General features: G+C 40.0%; 17 protein-coding genes. 11 read left to right on the top strand and 6 right to left on the bottom strand.

Translation table 11 applies throughout. The features are described from left to right. The 3 genes from gpsA to IQO02_RS13120 all read right to left on the bottom strand — a co-directional run. Positions 1-894: NAD(P)H-dependent glycerol-3-phosphate dehydrogenase (gene gpsA / locus IQO02_RS13130; protein WP_228006052.1), on the bottom strand; the 894-nt coding region annotated here is incomplete at its 3' end. A 262-nt stretch (positions 895-1156) separates the two neighbouring features. Continuing rightward, positions 1157-1624 carry a protein-export chaperone SecB gene (gene secB, locus IQO02_RS13125; RefSeq protein WP_009847959.1) on the bottom strand — a complete coding sequence of 156 codons (468 nt, stop codon included), beginning with the start codon at positions 1622-1624 and terminating at the stop codon, positions 1157-1159. A gap of 106 nt (positions 1625-1730) precedes the next feature. Further along, entirely contained in the window at positions 1731-2165 is a 435-nt protein-coding gene (locus IQO02_RS13120) for a rhodanese-like domain-containing protein (RefSeq protein WP_010433842.1), read from the bottom strand. 772 nt (positions 2166-2937) lie between these two features. Between IQO02_RS13120 and ispD the strand changes: the two genes are divergently transcribed. From ispD to IQO02_RS13100, 4 genes are read left to right on the top strand one after another with little or no spacing between them, the layout of a single operon-like run. Then, complete coding sequence (gene ispD / locus IQO02_RS13115) at positions 2938-4314, top strand: 2-C-methyl-D-erythritol 4-phosphate cytidylyltransferase (protein WP_016792599.1); 1377 nt, start codon at positions 2938-2940, stop codon at positions 4312-4314. Next, complete coding sequence (locus IQO02_RS13110; protein ID WP_016792597.1) at positions 4302-5462, top strand: CDP-glycerol glycerophosphotransferase family protein; 1161 nt, start codon at positions 4302-4304, stop codon at positions 5460-5462. The genes ispD and IQO02_RS13110 overlap by 13 nt, the downstream gene beginning before the upstream one ends. 57 nt (positions 5463-5519) lie before the next feature. Next, positions 5520-6683 (top strand): CDP-glycerol glycerophosphotransferase family protein, encoded by a 1164-nt coding sequence (locus IQO02_RS13105; protein WP_241904914.1) that lies wholly within the window; start codon positions 5520-5522, stop codon positions 6681-6683. Further along, positions 6676-7401 (top strand): hypothetical protein, encoded by a 726-nt coding sequence (locus tag IQO02_RS13100; RefSeq protein ID WP_016792595.1) that lies wholly within the window; start codon positions 6676-6678, stop codon positions 7399-7401. Before IQO02_RS13105 ends, IQO02_RS13100 begins: the two co-directional genes overlap by 8 nt. A gap of 42 nt (positions 7402-7443) precedes the next feature. On the opposite strand, the gene IQO02_RS13095 is transcribed toward IQO02_RS13100, so the two are convergent. The 3 genes from IQO02_RS13095 to IQO02_RS13085 form a co-directional block, all read right to left on the bottom strand. Next, positions 7444-8787 carry a polysaccharide pyruvyl transferase family protein gene (locus IQO02_RS13095; protein WP_231109892.1) on the bottom strand — a complete coding sequence of 448 codons (1344 nt, stop codon included), beginning with the start codon at positions 8785-8787 and terminating at the stop codon, positions 7444-7446. A gap of 49 nt (positions 8788-8836) precedes the next feature. After that, positions 8837-9886 carry a CDP-glycerol glycerophosphotransferase family protein gene (locus IQO02_RS13090; protein WP_016792593.1) on the bottom strand — a complete coding sequence of 350 codons (1050 nt, stop codon included), beginning with the start codon at positions 9884-9886 and terminating at the stop codon, positions 8837-8839. Positions 9887-10081: 195 nt separating this feature from the next. After that, the gene (locus tag IQO02_RS13085) at positions 10082-11986 is read right to left on the bottom strand and encodes a polysaccharide biosynthesis protein (RefSeq protein WP_016792592.1); all 1905 of its coding nucleotides are present in this window, start codon (positions 11984-11986) and stop codon (positions 10082-10084) included. A gap of 182 nt (positions 11987-12168) precedes the next feature. On the opposite strand from IQO02_RS13085, the gene IQO02_RS13080 reads away from it, so the two are divergent. From IQO02_RS13080 to IQO02_RS13050, 7 genes are all read left to right on the top strand, one after another. Then, complete coding sequence (locus tag IQO02_RS13080; protein ID WP_193838585.1) at positions 12169-13143, top strand: UDP-glucose 4-epimerase family protein; 975 nt, start codon at positions 12169-12171, stop codon at positions 13141-13143. Positions 13144-13927: 784 nt separating this feature from the next. Next, entirely contained in the window at positions 13928-14215 is a 288-nt protein-coding gene (locus IQO02_RS13075; protein WP_046209682.1) for a GIY-YIG nuclease family protein, read from the top strand. Between the two features lie 145 nt (positions 14216-14360). Then, on the top strand, positions 14361-14906 hold the full coding sequence (locus tag IQO02_RS13070; protein ID WP_016792503.1) for a sugar transferase: 546 nt from the start codon (positions 14361-14363) through the stop codon (positions 14904-14906). 355 nt (positions 14907-15261) lie between these two features. Next, a complete protein-coding gene (locus IQO02_RS13065) occupies positions 15262-15507 on the top strand; it encodes a hypothetical protein (RefSeq protein ID WP_102305424.1) in 246 nt (81 codons plus the stop codon). Between the two features lie 114 nt (positions 15508-15621). Further along, a complete protein-coding gene (locus tag IQO02_RS13060; protein WP_016798394.1) occupies positions 15622-16326 on the top strand; it encodes a YjbF family lipoprotein in 705 nt (234 codons plus the stop codon). A gap of 84 nt (positions 16327-16410) precedes the next feature. Beyond that, positions 16411-17316 (top strand): capsule biosynthesis GfcC family protein, encoded by a 906-nt coding sequence (locus IQO02_RS13055; RefSeq protein ID WP_193838584.1) that lies wholly within the window; start codon positions 16411-16413, stop codon positions 17314-17316. After that, the gene (locus tag IQO02_RS13050) at positions 17316-19613 is read left to right on the top strand and encodes a YjbH domain-containing protein (RefSeq protein ID WP_193838583.1); all 2298 of its coding nucleotides are present in this window, start codon (positions 17316-17318) and stop codon (positions 19611-19613) included. The genes IQO02_RS13055 and IQO02_RS13050 overlap by 1 nt, the downstream gene beginning before the upstream one ends. Positions 19614-19620: the final 7 nt, after the last annotated feature.

The raw sequence follows: 19620 nt of genomic DNA, 5'->3' as shown, positions 1-19620 counted from the left end.
GATCTCTTCTTGTGCAGTATCGACGTCTTTACCTGAACCTAAAGCCAATCCAAAACGACGGTTACGTGATTGGTTATCAGTACAGGTTAGTACTAGATCGCCCAGCCCTGCCATACCCATAAAGGTTTCGGGTTGTGCACCCAGTGCAGCGCCTAAGCGACTCATTTCAGCTAAACCACGCGTGATCAGTGCAGTACGAGCATTGGCACCAAAACCAATGCCATCCGACATGCCTGCGCCAATTGCGATAACATTTTTCACCGCGCCGCCAAGTTGCATGCCGATGAAATCTGAGTTTGCGTATACGCGGAATGTTTTACCGCAGTGAATCTTCTCTTGCAGCTCTTCTAAGAATACTTCATCTGGTGAAGCGACAGAGATAGCCGTTGGCATGCCCATCGCTAACTCTTTGGCAAAAGTAGGCCCTGATAGAACCGCTAGCGAGTACCCATCACCCAGCACATCGTGCGCGACATCTTTAAGTAAGCGGCCTGTTTCTGGCTCTAGGCCTTTGGTCGCCCAACAGATGCGAGAATCTGTACCTAAGTAAGGTTTCAGGCTGTTTAGAACAATACCAAACACGTGGCTAGGCACAACAACGAGAAGGTCACGACTTGCTGTTACTGCTTTCTCAAGATCGGATTCGATGATTAGGCTTTCTGGAAAGTCGATATTTGGCAGGAACTCATTATTAGCACGCTCAGATTCAAGACGAGCCATATGAACAGGGTCGTGTCCCCAAAGAACAACATTGGCACCGTTACGCGCTAGAGATATCGCTAAAGAGGTTCCGTAAGAACCGGCGCCTACCACTGTCATCGCAATGTCTTTACCGTAAGCGCTGTCTTTACCGTAAGCGTCTGCCGTGTTAGTCGGGCGAGTTGTGTCTGTCATGCTTCCACCTAAAAATAATGAGGGAAATCGAAGAGTTTTGGAGAAACCCTTTACTAAGAAGAAAAAGCGCTCTACCAAAGTACAGTGTAAATAAAAAATGCACATCGCAGAAGCTGCGATGTGCATTTAAAACTAATTATTTCACAAAAACTAGCTATCGAATAAAAGGCAATCTTCTAATAGAAATAGCCGTTTGTTGGCCGTTCGTTTATTAGTTATTTATTGGTCATTTATTCGCTAAGCGTTAAGACTATATTGAGACTTAAGCTTGTTCGCCTTCAGCTTGTTGAGCTTGGTTTTGTAGGTAGTTCATGAACAAAGCATCAAAGTTTACTGGAGCTAGGTTCAGTTGTGGGAACGTACCTTTAACCACTAGGCTAGAAATTGTTTCACGCGCGTATGGGAACAGGATGTTCGGGCAGAATGCACCTAGGCAATGTGCCAGTTGACCAGCTTCCATTTCGCTTGCAGAGAAAATACCGCCTTGTTGAACTTCACAAAGGAATGCTGTGTCTTCTGCATTCTTAACAGTAACAGTTAGACGTAGGATAACTTCGTAAACGCCTTCGCCAAGCTCACGGCTTTGAGTGTCTAGGTCCAGTTTTACATCTGGGTTCCACTCTTTTTGAAACATATCTGGAGAGTTTGGCGCTTCGAAAGAGACGTCTTTTAGGAAAATACGTTGGATTGCGAAGTTCTGTTGTGCGTCTTGTTGTGCTGCTTCAGCCATTTTCTTGTCCTTAAAAATTTATAATTAGGCTCTGTTCATCATATCAGTCGAACAAAGCCCTAAAGTAATATCGTTTTACTCGGTCAGCTTATTTCTTACCTTTAACCTATTTCTTACCTTTAACTAAAGGAAGGTTAGCTTCGCTCCAAGCCACTAAGCCGCTTTTCAGCACGCTTACGTTTTCGAAACCTGCTTTAACCAGCAAGTTCGCGCTTTCTTGAGCGGTTTGACCCGTCTTGCATACTACGATGATTGGGTCTGCTTTGTGACTTTCAAGGCTACCAAAGTTATTTGCTTTGATATCTGACGGTAAAATGTGAACTGCGTCAGTAATATGGCCTTTCTTGAACTCATCCTTAGTACGAATATCAACCACAACACCGTTTTCGCGGTTAATCATGTGTGTGGTTTGCGCTGCCGTGATCTCTTTATAAGCTGCGTTTGATGTCTTGATAACGTTCGCAATGATGGCAACAACCAAGCCGATCCATACGATGGCTAAAATCATATTCTCTTGAACAAATGGAACTAACTCTTGCATATCTTGAACTCTTATTCGTTATTGGGCGAAAAACTGTAAGCATGGAGTATAGCGATAATAGGAATGAGAATACATAAGAAGCACTACTTTCTGTTTCTTAAACGCTAAGGTGAAAGGCTCATTTCAGAGGGGCTCCAATTATTTAGAAGTCTAAATATGAATCTCATCACTTTATTATTATATTCTTGTTCAATTGACTGCAGAGAGCAGTAACACGGTAAATAATGATGCTCGCCAACGAGTGCTTTTGCTTCATTTTTACCAATGCTTTCCTAATTTGGTGAGTGATAGGCAATTCTCATTAATGTGGTGCCATAAGTTTCAAGGGCCTATACAAATCGAACCATAGCCCAGCTTTGTCGATTTTTTTGGGGAGGGGGGGAATGAAATGGCATCTACAAGCGGTACTTGGACTTTACTTAACGCAGTGCTCTATGAATAGCATGGTCGACTTTGCATACCATCACTCCTGATTACTTCCATCTCAGGGTCTAACTTTTCGGATTGAAGATAATCGTTGATATGGAAAAACAACCGTTGTTTATAAATGCGAAGGACTTGAAGGGTTTTGGGGTATAAACATGAACCTGATTTTGTAAGAAATCGAGAGCATTCAATAATCACAGGTAGAGCGGGTTATCTAACAAGAACGTCTTTTTAATCGGGAGGATGCTGTCTGTTCTTTACCCTGTTGTGTTAGGTTGTTGGCATGTTTTAGTTTATAATTCGGCTCCGTTTATAAGTTTGGTGTCCTGTAGGTCAAAGGTAGAAAATGTCGAAATATACAAACATAGCTGTGATTTTAGCCGGTGGCGTTGGCAGTCGTTTTGGTGGTGATTTACCAAAGCAATTTGTAAAACTGTCAGGTAAGACGGTTTTCGAACACACATTGGCTGCTTTCGAAAATCACCATCTTATCGATGAAGTAATTATTGTTTGTAAAGCTGAATACATCAATAAAGTTGAAAACATTGTAAACCTTCAAGCAACCAGTAAAGTGACCCATATTGTATGTGGTGGTAAAGAACGAGCAGACTCTACTCGATCTGCACTAGCGTGTATCAAAGGCAAGCACGAAGGTAGCAAAGTAAAGTTACTTATTCATGACAGCGTTAGACCTTTCATTTCTGATGAAATTATCACTCAATGCATTATTGACCTTGACGCTAATGAGTCTGTTGATGTCGCTGTACCATGTACAGATACCATCATTAAGGTAAAAGACGGCTGTATTGCTGACATACCAAAACGTAGTGAGTTATACCAAGGTCAAACACCTCAAGGCTTCCACTTAACGACCTTATTGAAAGCATATGAGTTGATGGACCAAGATCCTGACTTCCTTGTTACTGATGACTGTGGTGTAGTGAAACACTTCCTTCCAGATGTAGATATCAAGGTCGTTTCTGGTGATTACAATAACATTAAAATCACGAACCCAAATGATATTCAAGTCGCTGACATATTGTTTCAGCTAAATCAAAAAGACATTGCAAGTACCGATGTTGATCTAAGTAAATTTGATAAGAAAGTCGTGGTTGTTTTTGGTGGTAGTTACGGTATTGGTAAAAGCATAATCGAAAAACTAGATGGATCTGGTGCACTAATTTATTCATTTTCTCGTACAGAAACAGGCGCATCAATTACAGATTCATCTGCGATAGAACGATTCTTAGCTGATATCTATGAAAAACATCAACGTATTGATGCCGTTATAAATACTACGGGTAGCTTAAACAAAAAACCATTAGCACAAACAACGGAAGAAGAAATTCGTGAAGATATTGATGTCAACCTGATATCAAACTTCAATCTAGCTCGAATTGCATTTAAGTATTTAAAAGAAACCGGTGGGAACTTAATCTTATTCAGTTCAAGTTCATATACTCGTGGCCGTGCTTTCTATTCTGTATATTCTTCTACTAAGGCCGCTATTGTTAACTTAACGCAAGCTTTAAGTGAAGAGTGGGCTCCACATGGCGTTAGAATAAACTGTATCACACCAGATCGTACTAAAACGCCAATGCGTGAAAAGAACTTTGGGCTTGAATGTGAGAAAACATTATTAACACCTGAGGAAGTGGCTGACGTAACACTAATAGCACTATCTAATGATGTAACTGGAGTTAACTTTAGATGTCAGCTTTAAAAGAATACTTCTATAAAAAATTTGTAAAGTATTTTTTGGCGACTGGGGTTAAATACGCGAGGAAAATGCGTGCTAATTTGAGTAGTGGCTTAGCTCATGATGAAGCTATTACAGTTCCAATTCTACTTCACCACTGTGGTACAAAACAAAGCTTGTATCAAGTCAGAATGTGGTTACCTGTACTTGAGCAGCTTGGCAATGACGTAGCCATTGTTGTTCGTGAGTTACATGGCTTAGAGCTAGAGGAAGAGACGTCGATACCTGTGTATTACATCCCTGATGGTGGTTCAATCTCGTCTTTAATATCTGCCCCAGAAGTTAAAGTTGTACTTTACACAGCTAATACAGGTAAAAACATTCACCTTGTCCGTGATGTTAATATCAAACATGTTTTTATTGGCCATGGCGATAGTGATAAACTTGCCAGCGCGCACAATCTATTCAAGATGTATGATTCTTCTTTCGTAGCGGGAGATGCACATATTGATAGATTTAAACGCAACAATATAGAGCTACCTGATGGGTACTTTTATAAGGTTGGCCGACCAAATGTTGCACTAAAAGTATCGGAAATACAGTCAACCGGAACAGTGTTTGATAAAAAGACTGTTTTGTATGCTCCTACATGGGAGGGGGCGCATTCAGACTCGAGTTATTCATCTGTGCTGGTCATGATGGAACAATTGCTTGAGCGCCTAGTTGCGACTGGTCTGCGAGTTGTTGTCCGATTGCATCCATTTACAGGGTCAAATGATGAAGAGTTTACCGATAAAATCGGTGAGTTGAAGCTGAAGTACCAAAACAACGAATCTGTTATCTTTGATTCAGAGTCTGATATTTACCTGCAAATGAACCAGTCTGATATGTTAATATCTGACGTCTCAAGCGTTATTTCAGATTACTTGTACTTTAATAAGCCGATATACATTACCAATCCTCATGATGATGAATTATTTGAGGAAACATTCCCGATTGCGAAGTGCTGTAATATTCTTCTTAAAAATAATATTACATACTACTTCAATAATGGGATAGCACTTGACGAAAGAGAAGCCGTTCGGATTGATTATCGTCAATATGTGATGGGAGACTCTCCTGAAAAAGCATTTAGCTTATTCCATTCAGCGTTATACTCATTAGCTGAATAGTAATCTAAATAAATAAACGGTGTTGATGATTGTATTAACACCGTTTGGTACATTATTGTGAACAAATATACTTTTTTAAGAATCTATCGTTTCCTTTCAACTTTTTTTTTAGTTTTACTGTTTATCCCTGGACGAAAAGAAAGACGTATCATTTTTATGTCCTCGTTTAAAGGGGACTTTACATCAAACTCAAAATATTTATTTGAAGACGTAATAAAATCAAACATCGATTATCAATGTCGTTTTGTTATCTGTGATGATGTAGAAAGAGCAAGGCTAAATGAATCATATGGAAATTACTTTATAAGTAATAAATCCATAGCTGATAAAATATATTGCCTGCGATCTTCCGTATGGGTCTGCTCATACTTCGATCTCCCCGTTCAAGGCTTGGGCTTAGCAATAAATAGAAAAGTATTGCATTTGGGGCATGGTATCCCTGTTAAGGCTTCTGGCTTACTTGAGAAAAATGTAAGTATACTAAAGCGTGTATATTACTTTTTAAATAAATCAAATTTCACTTATCATTTTGCACCAACACAAAAAGTTGCAGTCATCCTATCAAAGATGTTTGGCTGTTCTGAAAGTAAATTTGTTATTGCTTCACAGCCACGTGCCGATAGAATATGTGCATCAAATAAAAGTCATAACGGACATAGCAAGAACAGACCTAGTAAACAGCGAAAGGTTCTGTATGCACCAACATGGCGATATAATGAGAAAGCAAAATTCTTAAATTTTCCCGATCTAAACATTGAGAAATTAGATGTTTTCTTAAAGGAAAATAATATTGTATTGTACTACAGGCCTCATCCACTATTCTTACCTGATGACTTAAATTTTTTATCGGATAACATTAAGCTATCAACACCTGAAGTTGAGCCTGAAATTAATGATTTTCTTCATACTTACGATGCATTAATATCAGATTACTCAAGCATAATTATAGATTTTCTACTGTTAAATAGACCTATAGCTATCTATGACTATGATTATGACTCATACAAAGAGCAGAATGGTTTCTGCTATGACTTCGATAAGTTTTGCCCTGGCGTGAGAATAAAAAATCAATCAGATTTTATCTGCTTCTTAAATCTTTTAGAGATTGATGACAGCATGACATCTAAACAGAATCGAATATCTGAGGAGTTTAATGGTACTGAATTTAACTCAACAGAAATATTCATTGAAAAAATACTAGGTTTTGATTCTAATGATTAGTAAATTATCCAATATAATTACGTTTTACAAAGATAAAAATGGAATAAACTTGTTTATTGCTTCTTTTTTCTTGGCAATTAGTCGGATTATGAAAATTGCTATTATGATTGTCCCTCTTCAAATTGTATTGATGATGGGGTCAAATCAAGTACCTAAAAAAATTGAAAACCTTTTACCTGATGATTTTAGTAGCGATATTACACGGTTATTAATTATTATAATTACTGCATTTGTGTTGTTGCTTGTTACTTATGTTTTTGTAAGTTATAAAACAGTATCTTTAAGAAGAAAAAGTTTAGATAAAGTTTTTATTATACAGAAAGAGTTCATTATAAAAACAAATAAAGGCAAACAAGTATTTGCAAAATTATTAGATATCCAATCGGATGTAATACTAAACATTATTTGTTTAACGATTATCTTGCTTTTTAATAGCACGTATTTTTTATTTTGTTTAGCACTAGTTATATTTAGCTATTACCTTTTTGAAAGTATTATTTTGCAAAAGATAACAAAAAATGTTGAATTTATTACTGAACTATATTCATTAGCTATTTACTTATTGATGGTTAGTTTTCTTGCTTATAGTGCTTATGCCAATTCAAGCAATTTACTACATTTAGTCCCAATATTTTTTGTTTCAAGAATGATAGTTATTTCTATGCCAAGAGTATTAAGAAATAGATTAACATTAAAAAAATTAACATCTAAATTATAAATAGTTGGCCTTACATTTAGAGTAAGGCCAACGACCACTATTTTATTTAATCAATGATTTTAATTTCTTCTTGATAGAAACCGGAATCATTTGTTTGATTTTATTATTAGATGGAATTGTGCTTGTTTTATTTGTTAACTCTTTTTTAATTTTAGAGTTTGTTTTCGTTGTTATTGTTTTTTCCATCCATTTCATTCTAGAAACGATTTCAAAATTATTAGCACCGTAAGGTGTTGTTACCTCACGTGGGAATACTGATTTTTCAACTTGGTTGTCAAAGTGCTGGCCTTGATCTTGACCTGGTTGATATACATGCTTGAGTTCATTTCTTTCTAAGAATGATGTAAAGCGATCAAAGCGTTCTGCATGTCCGCTTATCATTTTAGAGTAATCGGCTTCTTGATATAACTCTAATGCATTACATGATTTAGTGATTTGGTCGTTACGCTTATGTGGAATATCAAAATACTCAGCAAGTTCGAGTGTTCTTGAATCGTGAGCAAGTAAGAATGAAGGTGTTCCAGCTAAGATTCCCATAACAGTACCATGGATACGAGTACCAAATACAAAATCATACTGCTTTAAATGATCAATCCATGTTGTTGGGTCAACAAAAAAACGAACCTTGTCATTTTTATACATTGGGTGACTAACATCATCAGGAAGTTTTGGATTTACAGATTTACCTCCCCACAATAAACGATCCAAAGAATCATTATTTTGAGGGACGTAAACTAAATCATCAATAAGGTTACGGTTATATTCTGCGATGTCTAAAATTTTATCTGCATATGGTGATATATTGATCGCGACCTTTGATGATTTGTCGAGTTTTTCTTTCTTCTTAGTAACAGATAAATTAGCTCCGTCAAGAAACATTGATGGACAACCAATAATATCGATTCTGTCTTTCGGTATACCAATTTTCACTAGGAAATTATAAGTACACTCACCACGTACACCGATTGAGTGGGATTTATCAAGGACAGCAGATACAAAATTATAAATATTTTTCGAATATGGTTTTAAATCATCAGTGTTATAGTCAAGTGTGGCTTGAACACCAACGCCTGCAACAATAACAGGAATATTTAAACCTTTAACTAGCTCTGTCATCTTGTCTAGCTGAGGAATGAAAGACTTCCTAAAAGCATTAGCAAGAGGAACAACAAAAACATCATATTTTTCATTAATTTCAGCAGCTAAATTTGGATTGTATTTATATTGATTTGAAAAAATCTCAGCATCATCAGTAGAAAGGATGCGATGCATTGAGTGGGCAAATATTAAATTTCCACTATTTGTACCCAATGTATTTTTGGCTAAAGATTCTTCCGGTGATACGTAGTCAAAGGGCAGTTTGCCTGATCTTAATAAAATTTTCACTGTGTACATTACCTATGTATGTAATTGCAATAATTGGGTATATTTTACTCTATGTATCCACTCCAAGCCATACACAATTGATCTCACTTGAAACTCTAGTTGAAACATCTACTAAGTTGTTGGTTTCAATGTAATATTGGTATGCATTCGAATAATCTACATTATATTTAATAAGTTCGGTGAGATTTGTAACTAAGCATCTGCACTCATGGCTGTATTTAGAGGTATTCACACTTAGAATATCTTTGAAATTGCCTATTTCCCATTCTGGAACATAGGTCACATAGGGTTTGTTGTATTGCATATAGTCGATCACGATACTAGAGATATCGGTATATAACCCGTCAATTACTGGGAATAGACTATTGATGTCGCCTTCAAAAACAGCCATATTTTCACAGCGAGAGATCGTACTTTTTATCGCCTTTAGCGCTTTCTTCGCTGTTTTACTTTTTTTGCCAATTAATGGGTGAGGTTTGAAAACCAAGAAGCTATCACTCTCATTCCGGTAGTATTCAATCAGGTCTTCACCAATAACATCAATTGAACCATAACGTGTTTCTTTACTTCCACCTTCCCATGTCGGCGTATAAGCGATGATCTTGCGTTTACCGGCTTGCTTTACTATCTCATTGATAGCTTGTATGGGTTCAGCTTTTGCTTCAGGACGACCGATCAGGGCTATCTGTGAACGGCTGAGTCCTATTTTTATCAGGCGCTCTTCTGCCGCTTGTCCTGCGACTAACACCTTGCTGTATGCATTGAAATGGAAAGTACTTGAGCAGCTTTTATCACTTTCGCCATGACCAATATGTAACTGTGGGAAATGGTGATATTTCAGCATATGATAATTGAGCATGGTATTATTAACATATATACAGCTAGCGATATCGTTGTTTAATACATAACTTTCAAGCTGACTTGTCTTTAGAAAAAAGTGCTTTTTGAATGGACCTTTGTAGGCTCGGTATGCGAATGGTTGACGGAAAATAATCTCGACAGAATATGTTTTATTGAGTTCTTGTAGCAGTTGGGTCCACATATCAATCTGGTAAAGCTCTTTTTTTGAAGAGCCAAAATAGATAACAAGTTTTTTCATTAAATTATACCACGAATTTTTAACCATAATTTCGGCCCTTAGCAAAGGAAGGGCTAATAGCGCACTGCTACCGATGAGTATGTTTGTTTGTCAATACTGAAAATAATAAGTGGTTTGTATTAAAAGAACCTTAATTATCAAAAAATCATTTAGTCGAATATAAATACCAAAAAATTTAAAATAGATGGATCGTAATTAGTTCGTTTTATTACCACTTGTCGATACGTCTTTTAAATTTACATTTTGTACAAAGCCAGTAGGTGCTTCAAGCAATATGCGCTTGATACACTCTACATTGAAATCATGGCAGCATTCATCCAGTTCGTTTAAGAGAACTTGCATTTCAGGCCAGCTCAGTTTGCTTTCTTTAGCTGTCATGATTTTTTCGTGGCTGGTTCCTTCAACATTGTCCCCAATAAGAAGCTCTTCATATAGCTTCTCACCAGGCCTCAGGCCTGTAAACTTGATTTCAACATCGCCTTCATCTGAACTTGAACCAAGATTCACTTTCATTCCCATCAGGTGCACCATGCGTTTTGCTAGGTCTAGGATCTTAATTGGCTCTCCCATATCCAACACGAACACTTGGCCATTATTACCCATGGCGCCAGCTTGAATGACGAGCTGCGCCGCTTCAGGAATCAACATAAAATAGCGGATGATGTCTGGATGCGTAACGGTGACGGGACCACCGGCTTTAATTTGTTTCTTGAATAGCGGTACAACGGACCCAGAAGAGCCTAAAACATTACCGAACCTCACCATAGTAAAGGTCGTTTGAGTATCTTTGTCTGCCAGAGCTTGAAGAACGAGCTCCGCCATTCTTTTACTTGCTCCCATTACATTCGTTGGCCTCACGGCTTTGTCTGTAGAAATGAGAGTGAAATTTTTAACGCCACATTCTATTGCAGCTTGCGCGCAGGATAATGTCCCAAAAACATTATTTCGGATCCCTTCTACGACATTGTCTTCGACTAGAGGTACGTGTTTATAGGCTGCGGCATGATATAAAGTGTCAACTTCATAGCTTGTCATTAGCTTTTCAAGGCGATTTTGTCTTTGAACTGAGCCTAGTGCAGCAATAATTTTAGTTTGGCTTTTAAGGTTATGCTTGGTCGCATTGAGCTCTTGTTCGATCTTATAAAGGTTATATTCATTTAACTCGAATAAGACCAGTGTTTTTGGTTTTTGAGCTATGATTTGACGGCACAGTTCAGAACCTATTGAACCTCCGGCTCCGGTAACCATGACACTCTTATCGAATATATTCTTAGTCAATAAGTTGTTATCTGGGGTAATCGGTGTTCGACCTAATAGATCAGCAACATCAAGGTCTTTTACTTCGGTCGCCGTTGCTTTGCCTGCAGCGATATCTTCCACTGACGGCACGGATTGTATAGCGATAGGCCAATTAGACAGTTTTTCTACAAGTCTTAATCTCTTACCTTTGTTGATATTGTTGATCGCAAGCAGCAGTTTTACTGGCTGGTACAGAGATTGAAGGTGTTCAAATTCACTAGGATGATGGACTTTTAATCCAAAGAAGATATTGCCTCTTTTACTAGGATCATCATCGAGTAAAATAACAGGGTTGTACTCATCACCATGGATCAGAGCGTATGTGAGTTCTCGCCCTGTTGCGCCAGCCCCGTAGATAAACACATTGGGTTTTTTTCTTTTAAAAACTTGGTCATAAGCAGAGCGGATCATGATTCTTGGCCCGCCTAATGTCAGTATGGCTAACCCTGCATAGATAAAAGGGACACTTCTGGGGATGAAGGTATGAAAGAAGAATCCGCTCAAGACTAAGGTGAGCGATGATATAAACACCGCGAGAAATATGTTCCCGACCGCAGGAAACATCATGTAGCGTAGTACCGCTCTATACATCCCGAGTTTAGCGAAACTAAATATAGTCACCGAAATGGTGAGTAATAGTGTTACCCATTCATCTAAACCCAGCTCAAAAGTGTATTTGCCTAGCCTTAAAGCTATAGCCAAATAAACCGATATAGTTATCGCGAATATGTCGTAGCCAATACTGATCAAACGCTTATTTTTTCGTTTAGTATTGAGGATAAGGCGTATCGGCTTAATCATTATATTCCTTGGTAACTGTTCTCAATCAGGCTTACAAGCTGTAGCTGAGTAATTTAATATCTGCGATATTTTAATGCTCTTAAGTGCGGTAAGCTAGTCGTAATTGATGGTTCTGTGTTGCTCAGTAGTTTTGCTGTTGATGCTGCTTGTTTTTTATTCAATATGTAGAGCTTTTTTGTATTATGAAATTATTAGTTACTGGTAGTACGGGCTTTGTCGGCTCTCGCGTTGCGAATTTAGCACAAGAGTGTCAGTGGGAAGTTGTGCCTGTAGTGCGAAAAGCGGCACAAGTACAGCCTAATAGCTTGTTTGTTAATAGCCAGTTTGTTAATAGCTTTGCTGTTTCTTCTATTGATTCGAGTACAGATTGGTCTGGTGCATTTGACGGTGTGGATTGTGTTGTTCACTGTGCTGCTCGAGTACATCAAATGAATGAAAGTGAGCAAGATGCTTTAGCCGCTTATCGAGAAGTTAATACTCTGGGGACGTTAACTCTAGCAAGGCAAGCCGCCGATGCAGGCGTTAAGAGATTTGTCTTTGTTAGCTCGATTAAGGTGAACGGTGAATTGAGTGAATTAGACTCACCCTTTGAGCCTGATTTAAATCATACTCCGCAAGACCCTTATGGCTTGAGTAAGTATGAAGCCGAGATTGAGTTAGCGCAACTTGCCAAAAATACAGGGTTAGAAGTGGTTATCATTAGACCGCCTTTGGTTTACGGGCCTGGCGTAAAAGCGAACTTCCTGTCAATGATGCGTTTGATTGATAAAGGCATTCCGTTACCGTTTGGCGCTATAAAAAACCAAAGAAGTTTGGTTTATTTGGATAATCTATCTGATTTGATACTGACGTGTTGCGAGCACCCTTCAGCTCCGGGTCGTACCTTCTTAGTATCGGATGATAATGATGTGTCGACAACTCAATTAATGCGAACTATTGCGTTATCAATGGGCCAGGCTCCGAGGCTTTTGCCTATTCCAATGTCTTGGATACAAGCTGGAGCGTCAATTTTAAATAAGCAGCACATAGCGCAAAGAGTATGTGGCAACCTCCAAGTGGAAGTTGGTTTGACGAAAGAAGTTTTAAGCTGGGAGCCCCCAGTTACTTTTGAGCAAGGGATTAAAAACACAGTGCAAGCGTATTTAGATTCCAAATAACTCGTTCCTCGTTTTTGGAATGACGGTGTGGGATTCCTCAATTTTGGAATGACGTGTGGTTGCTCGTTGTTTGGGGGCTTTATTTAAGTTGTCATTCTGAACAGCGAGGCACGATCGTGATTCAATATCTGTGTTGTGCGGTGTTTGGGGGCTTTATTTAAGTTGTCATTCTGAACAGCGAGGCACGATCGTGATTCAGTATCTGTGTTGTGCGATGTTTGGTTCAGGGGCTTTAGATTCCAAATAACTCGTTCCTCGTTTTTGGAATGACGGTGTGGGATTCCTCAATTTTGGAATGACGTGTGGTTGCTCGTTGTTTGGGGGCTTTATTTAAGTTGTCATTCTGAACAGCGAGGCACGATCGTGATTCAGTATCTGTGTTGTGCGGTGTTTGGTTCAGGGGCTTTAGATTCCAAATAACTCGTTCCTCGTTTTTGGAATGATGGTGTGGGATTCCTCAATTTTGGAATGACGTGTGGTTGCTCGTTGTTTGGGGGCTTTATTTAAGTTGTCATTCTGAACAGTGAGGCACGAGCGTGATTCAGAATCTGTGTTGTGCGGTGTTTGGTTCAGGGGGCTTTAGATTCCAAATAACTCGTTCCTCGTTTTTGGAATGACGGTGTGGGATTCCTCAATTTTGGAATGACGTGTGGTTGCTCGTTGTTTGGGGGCTTTATTTAAGTTGTCATTCTGAACAGCGAGGCACGAGCGTGATTCAGAATCTGTGTTGTGTGTATACAGTTGGCTTATTTTGTCTTTCACTGATAATAAACTAAGGGGAATTATGGATAGACAACCCTGTGTATATGTACTTTCATCTCCAAATAACAACGTGTTATATATTGGCGTGACAAGTCAGTTGAAGCAACGAATTTGGCAGCATAAGAATAATATCATGCATTCTTTTACCTCTAAATATAATGTTCATAACCTTGTTTACTATGAATTATTTGAAGATATAGAAGCGGCAATTGCTAGGGAGAAGCAACTCAAAACATGGAAACGTGCTTGGAAAAATGAGTTGGTAAAGAGTGTTAATCCTAGTTGGCAAGATTTGTATCATACGCTTTAGATTCCAGATACTCCGTTCTGGAATGACGAAGTCGCGAGTGGTGAGTATCGAAGAGTTTTGGAGTCTTAGCGTTACTTAAGTTGTCATTCTGAACTGCGAGGCACGAGCGTGATTCAGAATCTGTGTTTTTAGAAAGGGTTTTAAGTTGATTCGTATATTAGATTTTATTTTTGCTTTCTTTGGCTTGTTGTTCCTTTGGCCTGTATTTGTTGTTATTTGTATCCTCGGCTATTTTGATACGGGTTCTCCTGTCTTTTTTCAGACCCGAGTAGGGCGTAACAAAAAACCATTCACTTTAGTTAAATTCCGCACCATGCCAGTGGAAACAAAATCTGTTGCCACTCATTTAGTTGGCGCTAGCTCTGTCACCAAATTAGGTGGGTTTCTACGTAAGACGAAACTGGATGAACTCCCTCAATTGTACAACGTGCTTAAAGGTGAAATGAGTTTAGTTGGCCCAAGACCATGCTTGTTTAACCAACAACAACTGATCGATGAAAGAGAATCAAGAGGCGTACTCGCGGTAAGACCAGGTGTCACCGGATTAGCTCAAATCAACGATATCGACATGTCGACACCGAAAAAACTCGCAGAGTGGGATCAACGCATGATTAACACGCTGAATACTAAATTGTATTTCCAGTACATTATTCAAACCGTGTTAGGCAAAGGCTCTGGCGACAGAGTGTAGTTAACAGTTAATAACAAGCAGCTAATAGCAAACAGTTGGCTGCATCTTATCTCTAGGCTCAGGTGTGTTTTACCTTCTGAGCTTGGCAAAGGTTAATCTTGTCAGCTTAACAATCGGTTTGTGTGCTTACCTTATCTTGCATAGGCATTAGCATGGGGATAGGTTTCTGCTTTGCACTCATATTTGTGTGACGCTATTTCCTAAATAATACATTAAAGGTATTGCTTATGATTTATCCATTTACTTGATTGTGGTTATTATCTATCATGATCAATCAGTTGTTTAAGCTGAGCAACTGATTGAGGGTGTAAAACTTACCCTCTACATATAAACGTTTATATTAATGGAAATCATTATGAAAAAGATGGCTCTAGCAGCTGCATTAGCAGTTAGCTTCTCAGGTGCTGCATTTGCAGCTGAAACGACAGCAGCAGCGGGTGCTGGTTCTGGTACTGGTACAGCAGCAGGCGCTGGTGCATCTGCAGCAGCAGCTGGCACAGCAACAACAGTTGCAGTTGCGACAGCAGCAGTAGCAGCAGCGGCAGCAGTAGCCGTTGCTTCTAACGAAAGCGGCGCAACAACAACTACTACTACTAACTAATTTATTGTTAGAGTATGTTCAAAACCATTTTGTGTGAAAGCATAAAGTGGTTTTTTTATATCAGATTTTCATATTGGACATCAGCAACAAGATTGCTAGGAAGCAGAACTCGTCATGCTTAAACCTCTAATCATATCCCTTGGTCTTTTTCTTGCTGGTTGTTCTCAGCAGTTTCAAGACGTCAATTCCACTTTTGATGAAGCCTTTTTTGGAAGCTCTGATGTTGAGCTGTCGAAGGAATACATTCAAAACTTACCTTATTCCAGCATTTACGCCGAAGTGAATGACCAAGGTAAAATCTTCATGGTCTTAGCGTACGTCGGTGAAAACCCGCAAACGGGCGCAGAGCAGTTAAAGTGGATGTCTTCTGACAAAGCGATGATCGTCACTGAAAATGGACGTGTCGTACAAACGCTGTTGCTTCCTTACGAAAACCTTTCTGGTTTGGCATTCCAACCGTTAAATACGTTCTCTTCTGGAAACAATTCGTCAGCCGATTCTTCTTCTGCGTTTGATGTGTCTGCCAACCCCGGAGCTCAAAAATGGCAAGCGGTTTACGACTGGCAACCTAACTATCGATTCGGCTATAAAGCGAACATCACCCGAACGTATGCGGGAAATGAAACGGTTGAAACTCCGTTAGCGTCTATCGCTACCAAGAAGTTCCAAGAAAAAATTCAATTCCCAATGTTAGAACAAGACATCACCAACGAATATTGGGTCGACAGCAAAGGCAAAGTGGTAAAAACCATACAGTATTTAGGCCCTGATATGACAAGGCTTGAGTTAACCGTCCTTAAGCATTATCAAAGCAATTAACGAACAGGGTAATGAACTAAAATGATGAATTATATGAGTCATACATCAAAAATGACGGGGCGTCGGTTGCCATTGGTGAGAACTATGTTAACGATGAGAGCTCTGTTAATGATGAGCGCTTTGTTTGCTTTGAGCTCCGCTTCTGTGGCTTCTGATCTTGTTACGCCTGCTTCTCTTTATAAGCCTGACAGCGCTTCTTCAGTTAAAACAACAATCGAGCTTCCTCTTCAAGGTGTGACGCTTGAGTATCAAACTAACGTTCGACTGCTTCGTGTATTAGACGACGCAAACGCGAATGCGAGCTCTAACGCTAACGGTACTATTGGTTACTTCCCCCTTTCGGCTCAACTGTTTGATATAACCAATACTGAAGCGACTGCAGTTACTGGATTTAAAGAAGCTAACCAAGCTATCGAAGCCAAAAAGCGCAATGTACTGAACCAGCTTGAAGCTTTCGCAGTAGAAGAGCCAGAAGCAAACTTAGTGCGCCAACAGTTAGCCTCTTTCCAATATCTCAATCGAGTTTTTATTGAGCTAGACCGTAATGCCGTTATCTCTCAATCAGATAAGAACCCACTGCTTGTTTCAAGTTCTCATACTAACAAGCCGTCGTCTGATGTCATAAAAAGAGTGTCGACTAGCGAAACTCAAGCCTTTTCTCTGTACTTACCACAACGACCAACGTCAATTCAGTTGATGGGAGCAATGAAAGAGTCGGTAACAATGAATCTGATTGAGCATGGCACGCTGAATGATTATCTCGATGCATTACCGAACGGCTTTATTGGTGAATCTGCAGATAAAAGCGTGGCGTATGTTGTTCAGCCAGATGGCGTGGTGCAAACCATTCAATATGCGTACTGGAACGAACAGCCGGTGTACTTAGCACCAGGTGCTATCGTATTTATGGCGTTCTACTCTCTGCCATCGGAATACTCAACGTTGAACCAAGATATTGTCGATTTGCTACGTCATAAGGTTGGCCTGTAATGCTGAAACAGAAATCATTCCCTCTATCGGCAGTGTGCACATCGGTTACCTGCGCGTTGTTAATGGCCAGTAGTGCTTCTGTTTTTGCAGAGACGGTTTTTGCAGACACGGTTCGTGCAGAAACAACTATTGATTCCTCTTCGATTCGAGCAGAAAAATCGTCATTCGACGACACTGAATACAGAACATCGCAAATGAACTTTGGTGGTGTCGGCTTAATGCAAATGCCGACAGGCCGAATGGCACCAGAAGGTGAATTCAACTTTAGTGCTTCGTTTAACAATGAGTACTATTTTTATAACGTGAGCCTACAGGTGATGCCTTGGCTTGAAACCACCATTCGTTATACACAAGTACAAGATCTGCTTTATAGCGGAGGCGCAGACCAAGATTGTTCTCAAAACTCATTCAGTGGCTGTACTAAATACACAGACAAAGGCATCGACTTTAAACTGCGCTTAATCGAAGAAGGGTATTACTTACCGGAAGTATCGGTCGGTATGCGTGATTTTGGTGGTACCGGATTATTCGATGGTGAGTTTGTTGCGGCGACCAAACGCTTTGGTCCTGTTGATTTTACCTTGGGCATGGCTTGGGGATACATGGGCACCAGTGGTAACTTCACTAGCCCATTGTGCAAAGCCAGTGACAAGTATTGTGAACGTCCGTCTGATTCTAAAGGCAATGGCGGCAGTGTAAACTTTGAGCGCTGGTTTAAAGGTGATGCGGCAATTTATGGCGGCTTTGAATACCAAACCCCTTATAAGCCGTTAACCTTGAAGCTTGAATACGATGGCAATGATTATTCTAAAGACTTCCCTGTAGTACGTGGTGGTGTCGACATGACACAACACACGCCATGGAACGTGGGTGCTGTGTACCGTTTCACTGATTGGGGTTCGGCCAAAGTCAGCTATGAGCGAGGTGATACGCTAACTCTTGGTTTTGACCTCTCTACCAATTTCAATGAAATGTATTCCGTGTGGCGAGATACCGAAACAGCAGAGTTACGCCCGAGTGGTGTCGAGATGGTTGATGACATCGATATGGTGGCCCTTGCAAGCCAACTTGAAACGATCGCTGGCTATGAACAAGCGCAAATCTTGGTCGACGATAACAGCATTGTGGTAAAGGGCACTCAGGTTAAATACCGAGACAGAGATATCGCTGTTGAACGCGGTGCGACCGTGATCGCGAACGCGGTGCCAAGCTACATTGATACTTACAAAATCATCGAAAACGATAAATCGATGGAACTCACCGAGACAACGGTCAATGCCCAAGCGTTCAAAGCGGCGACGAACAACAATTACCTTAATGCTCAAACCAGTGATGCTTCACACACTCACGAATTAGAGCGCAAGAAATCCGTTATCTATCATGATGGGCGTGAGCGATTCGATGTGTCGATTTCACCAAACCTCGCTCAATCGTTCGGCTCGGCTGAAAACTTCTATTTATACAGTTTGGGTTTATACACCAATGCTTCGTTCTGGGCGTTAAACAATGTTGAACTGTCGGGCTCTCTATACGTTAACTTAGTCGATAACTACGACAAGTTTAATTATACCGTCCCATCAGACGGCACTGATCAAACGCCAAGAGTAAGAACCTTGTTCCGCTCTTACGTTGACGATCCGGTTCGCTTAGATCGCTTACAACTGACTTGGTTTGAAGATTACGGCAGCGGTGTCTACACCCAAGCTTACGGGGGTTACCTTGAAAGCATGTTTGCGGGTGTGGGTGGCGAAATCTTGTATCGACCATTCAACCAAAACTGGGCCATTGGTGCAGACATGACAGCAATAAGCCAGCGCGATCCTGAAAGTTGGTTCGGCACATTTGATCAAGAGATTCAAGTTAACCCAGATGACAGCAGCCGAACGTACAAAGTGATTGATAAGGGCACGACGGGCTTTATTACCGGTTACTACACCCCACAATGGGATTTCTTGAGCGATACCTTGCTTAAAGTGGGCGTCGGTAAATTCCTTGCGGGTGATATCGGGACTCGTGTCGATTTCTCTAAGCAATTCAAGAGTGGCGTTATTGCCGGTGCGTTTGTCAGCTTAACCGACATGACAACTGAAGAGTACGGTGAAGGCAGCTATACCAAAGGCTTCTATGTATCAATTCCGTTTGATCTTGTTACCGTGAAACCAAGCTCAAGCCGTGCTGGCTTTACCTGGTTACCGATCACGCGTGACGGCGGCCAAGTGTTAAATAAGCAATACAACTTGTTCGATCAAACTGATGCTCGCTCTCCTTGGTTCCAAAGACCAAGCAGCGTTAAGTAGATTTAGG

Origin of the sequence: Vibrio sp. OPT24 (assembly GCF_015163545.1) — a bacterium.
In the GTDB taxonomy this organism is placed as follows: domain Bacteria; phylum Pseudomonadota; class Gammaproteobacteria; order Enterobacterales; family Vibrionaceae; genus Vibrio; species Vibrio cyclitrophicus.
Note: the sequence above shows the minus strand (reverse complement) of the source record. Positions and strands in the feature narration are given on the sequence as shown.

What these genes read in the sequence shown, in the direction of transcription:
- secB (WP_009847959.1), bottom strand. Translation starts at nt 1,624, where the DNA reads ATGGCTGAAGCAGCACAACAAGACGCACAACAGAACTTCGCAATCCAA.
- IQO02_RS13120 (WP_010433842.1), bottom strand. Translation starts at nt 2,165, where the DNA reads ATGCAAGAGTTAGTTCCATTTGTTCAAGAGAATATGATTTTAGCCATC.
- ispD (WP_016792599.1), top strand. Translation starts at nt 2,938, where the DNA reads ATGTCGAAATATACAAACATAGCTGTGATTTTAGCCGGTGGCGTTGGC.
- IQO02_RS13110 (WP_016792597.1), top strand. Translation starts at nt 4,302, where the DNA reads ATGTCAGCTTTAAAAGAATACTTCTATAAAAAATTTGTAAAGTATTTT.
- IQO02_RS13100 (WP_016792595.1), top strand. Translation starts at nt 6,676, where the DNA reads ATGATTAGTAAATTATCCAATATAATTACGTTTTACAAAGATAAAAAT.
- IQO02_RS13090 (WP_016792593.1), bottom strand. Translation starts at nt 9,886, where the DNA reads ATGAAAAAACTTGTTATCTATTTTGGCTCTTCAAAAAAAGAGCTTTAC.
- IQO02_RS13085 (WP_016792592.1), bottom strand. Translation starts at nt 11,986, where the DNA reads ATGATTAAGCCGATACGCCTTATCCTCAATACTAAACGAAAAAATAAG.
- IQO02_RS13080 (WP_193838585.1), top strand. Translation starts at nt 12,169, where the DNA reads ATGAAATTATTAGTTACTGGTAGTACGGGCTTTGTCGGCTCTCGCGTT.
- IQO02_RS13075 (WP_046209682.1), top strand. Translation starts at nt 13,928, where the DNA reads ATGGATAGACAACCCTGTGTATATGTACTTTCATCTCCAAATAACAAC.
- IQO02_RS13065 (WP_102305424.1), top strand. Translation starts at nt 15,262, where the DNA reads ATGAAAAAGATGGCTCTAGCAGCTGCATTAGCAGTTAGCTTCTCAGGT.
- IQO02_RS13060 (WP_016798394.1), top strand. Translation starts at nt 15,622, where the DNA reads ATGCTTAAACCTCTAATCATATCCCTTGGTCTTTTTCTTGCTGGTTGT.
- IQO02_RS13055 (WP_193838584.1), top strand. Translation starts at nt 16,411, where the DNA reads ATGTTAACGATGAGAGCTCTGTTAATGATGAGCGCTTTGTTTGCTTTG.
- IQO02_RS13050 (WP_193838583.1), top strand. Translation starts at nt 17,316, where the DNA reads ATGCTGAAACAGAAATCATTCCCTCTATCGGCAGTGTGCACATCGGTT.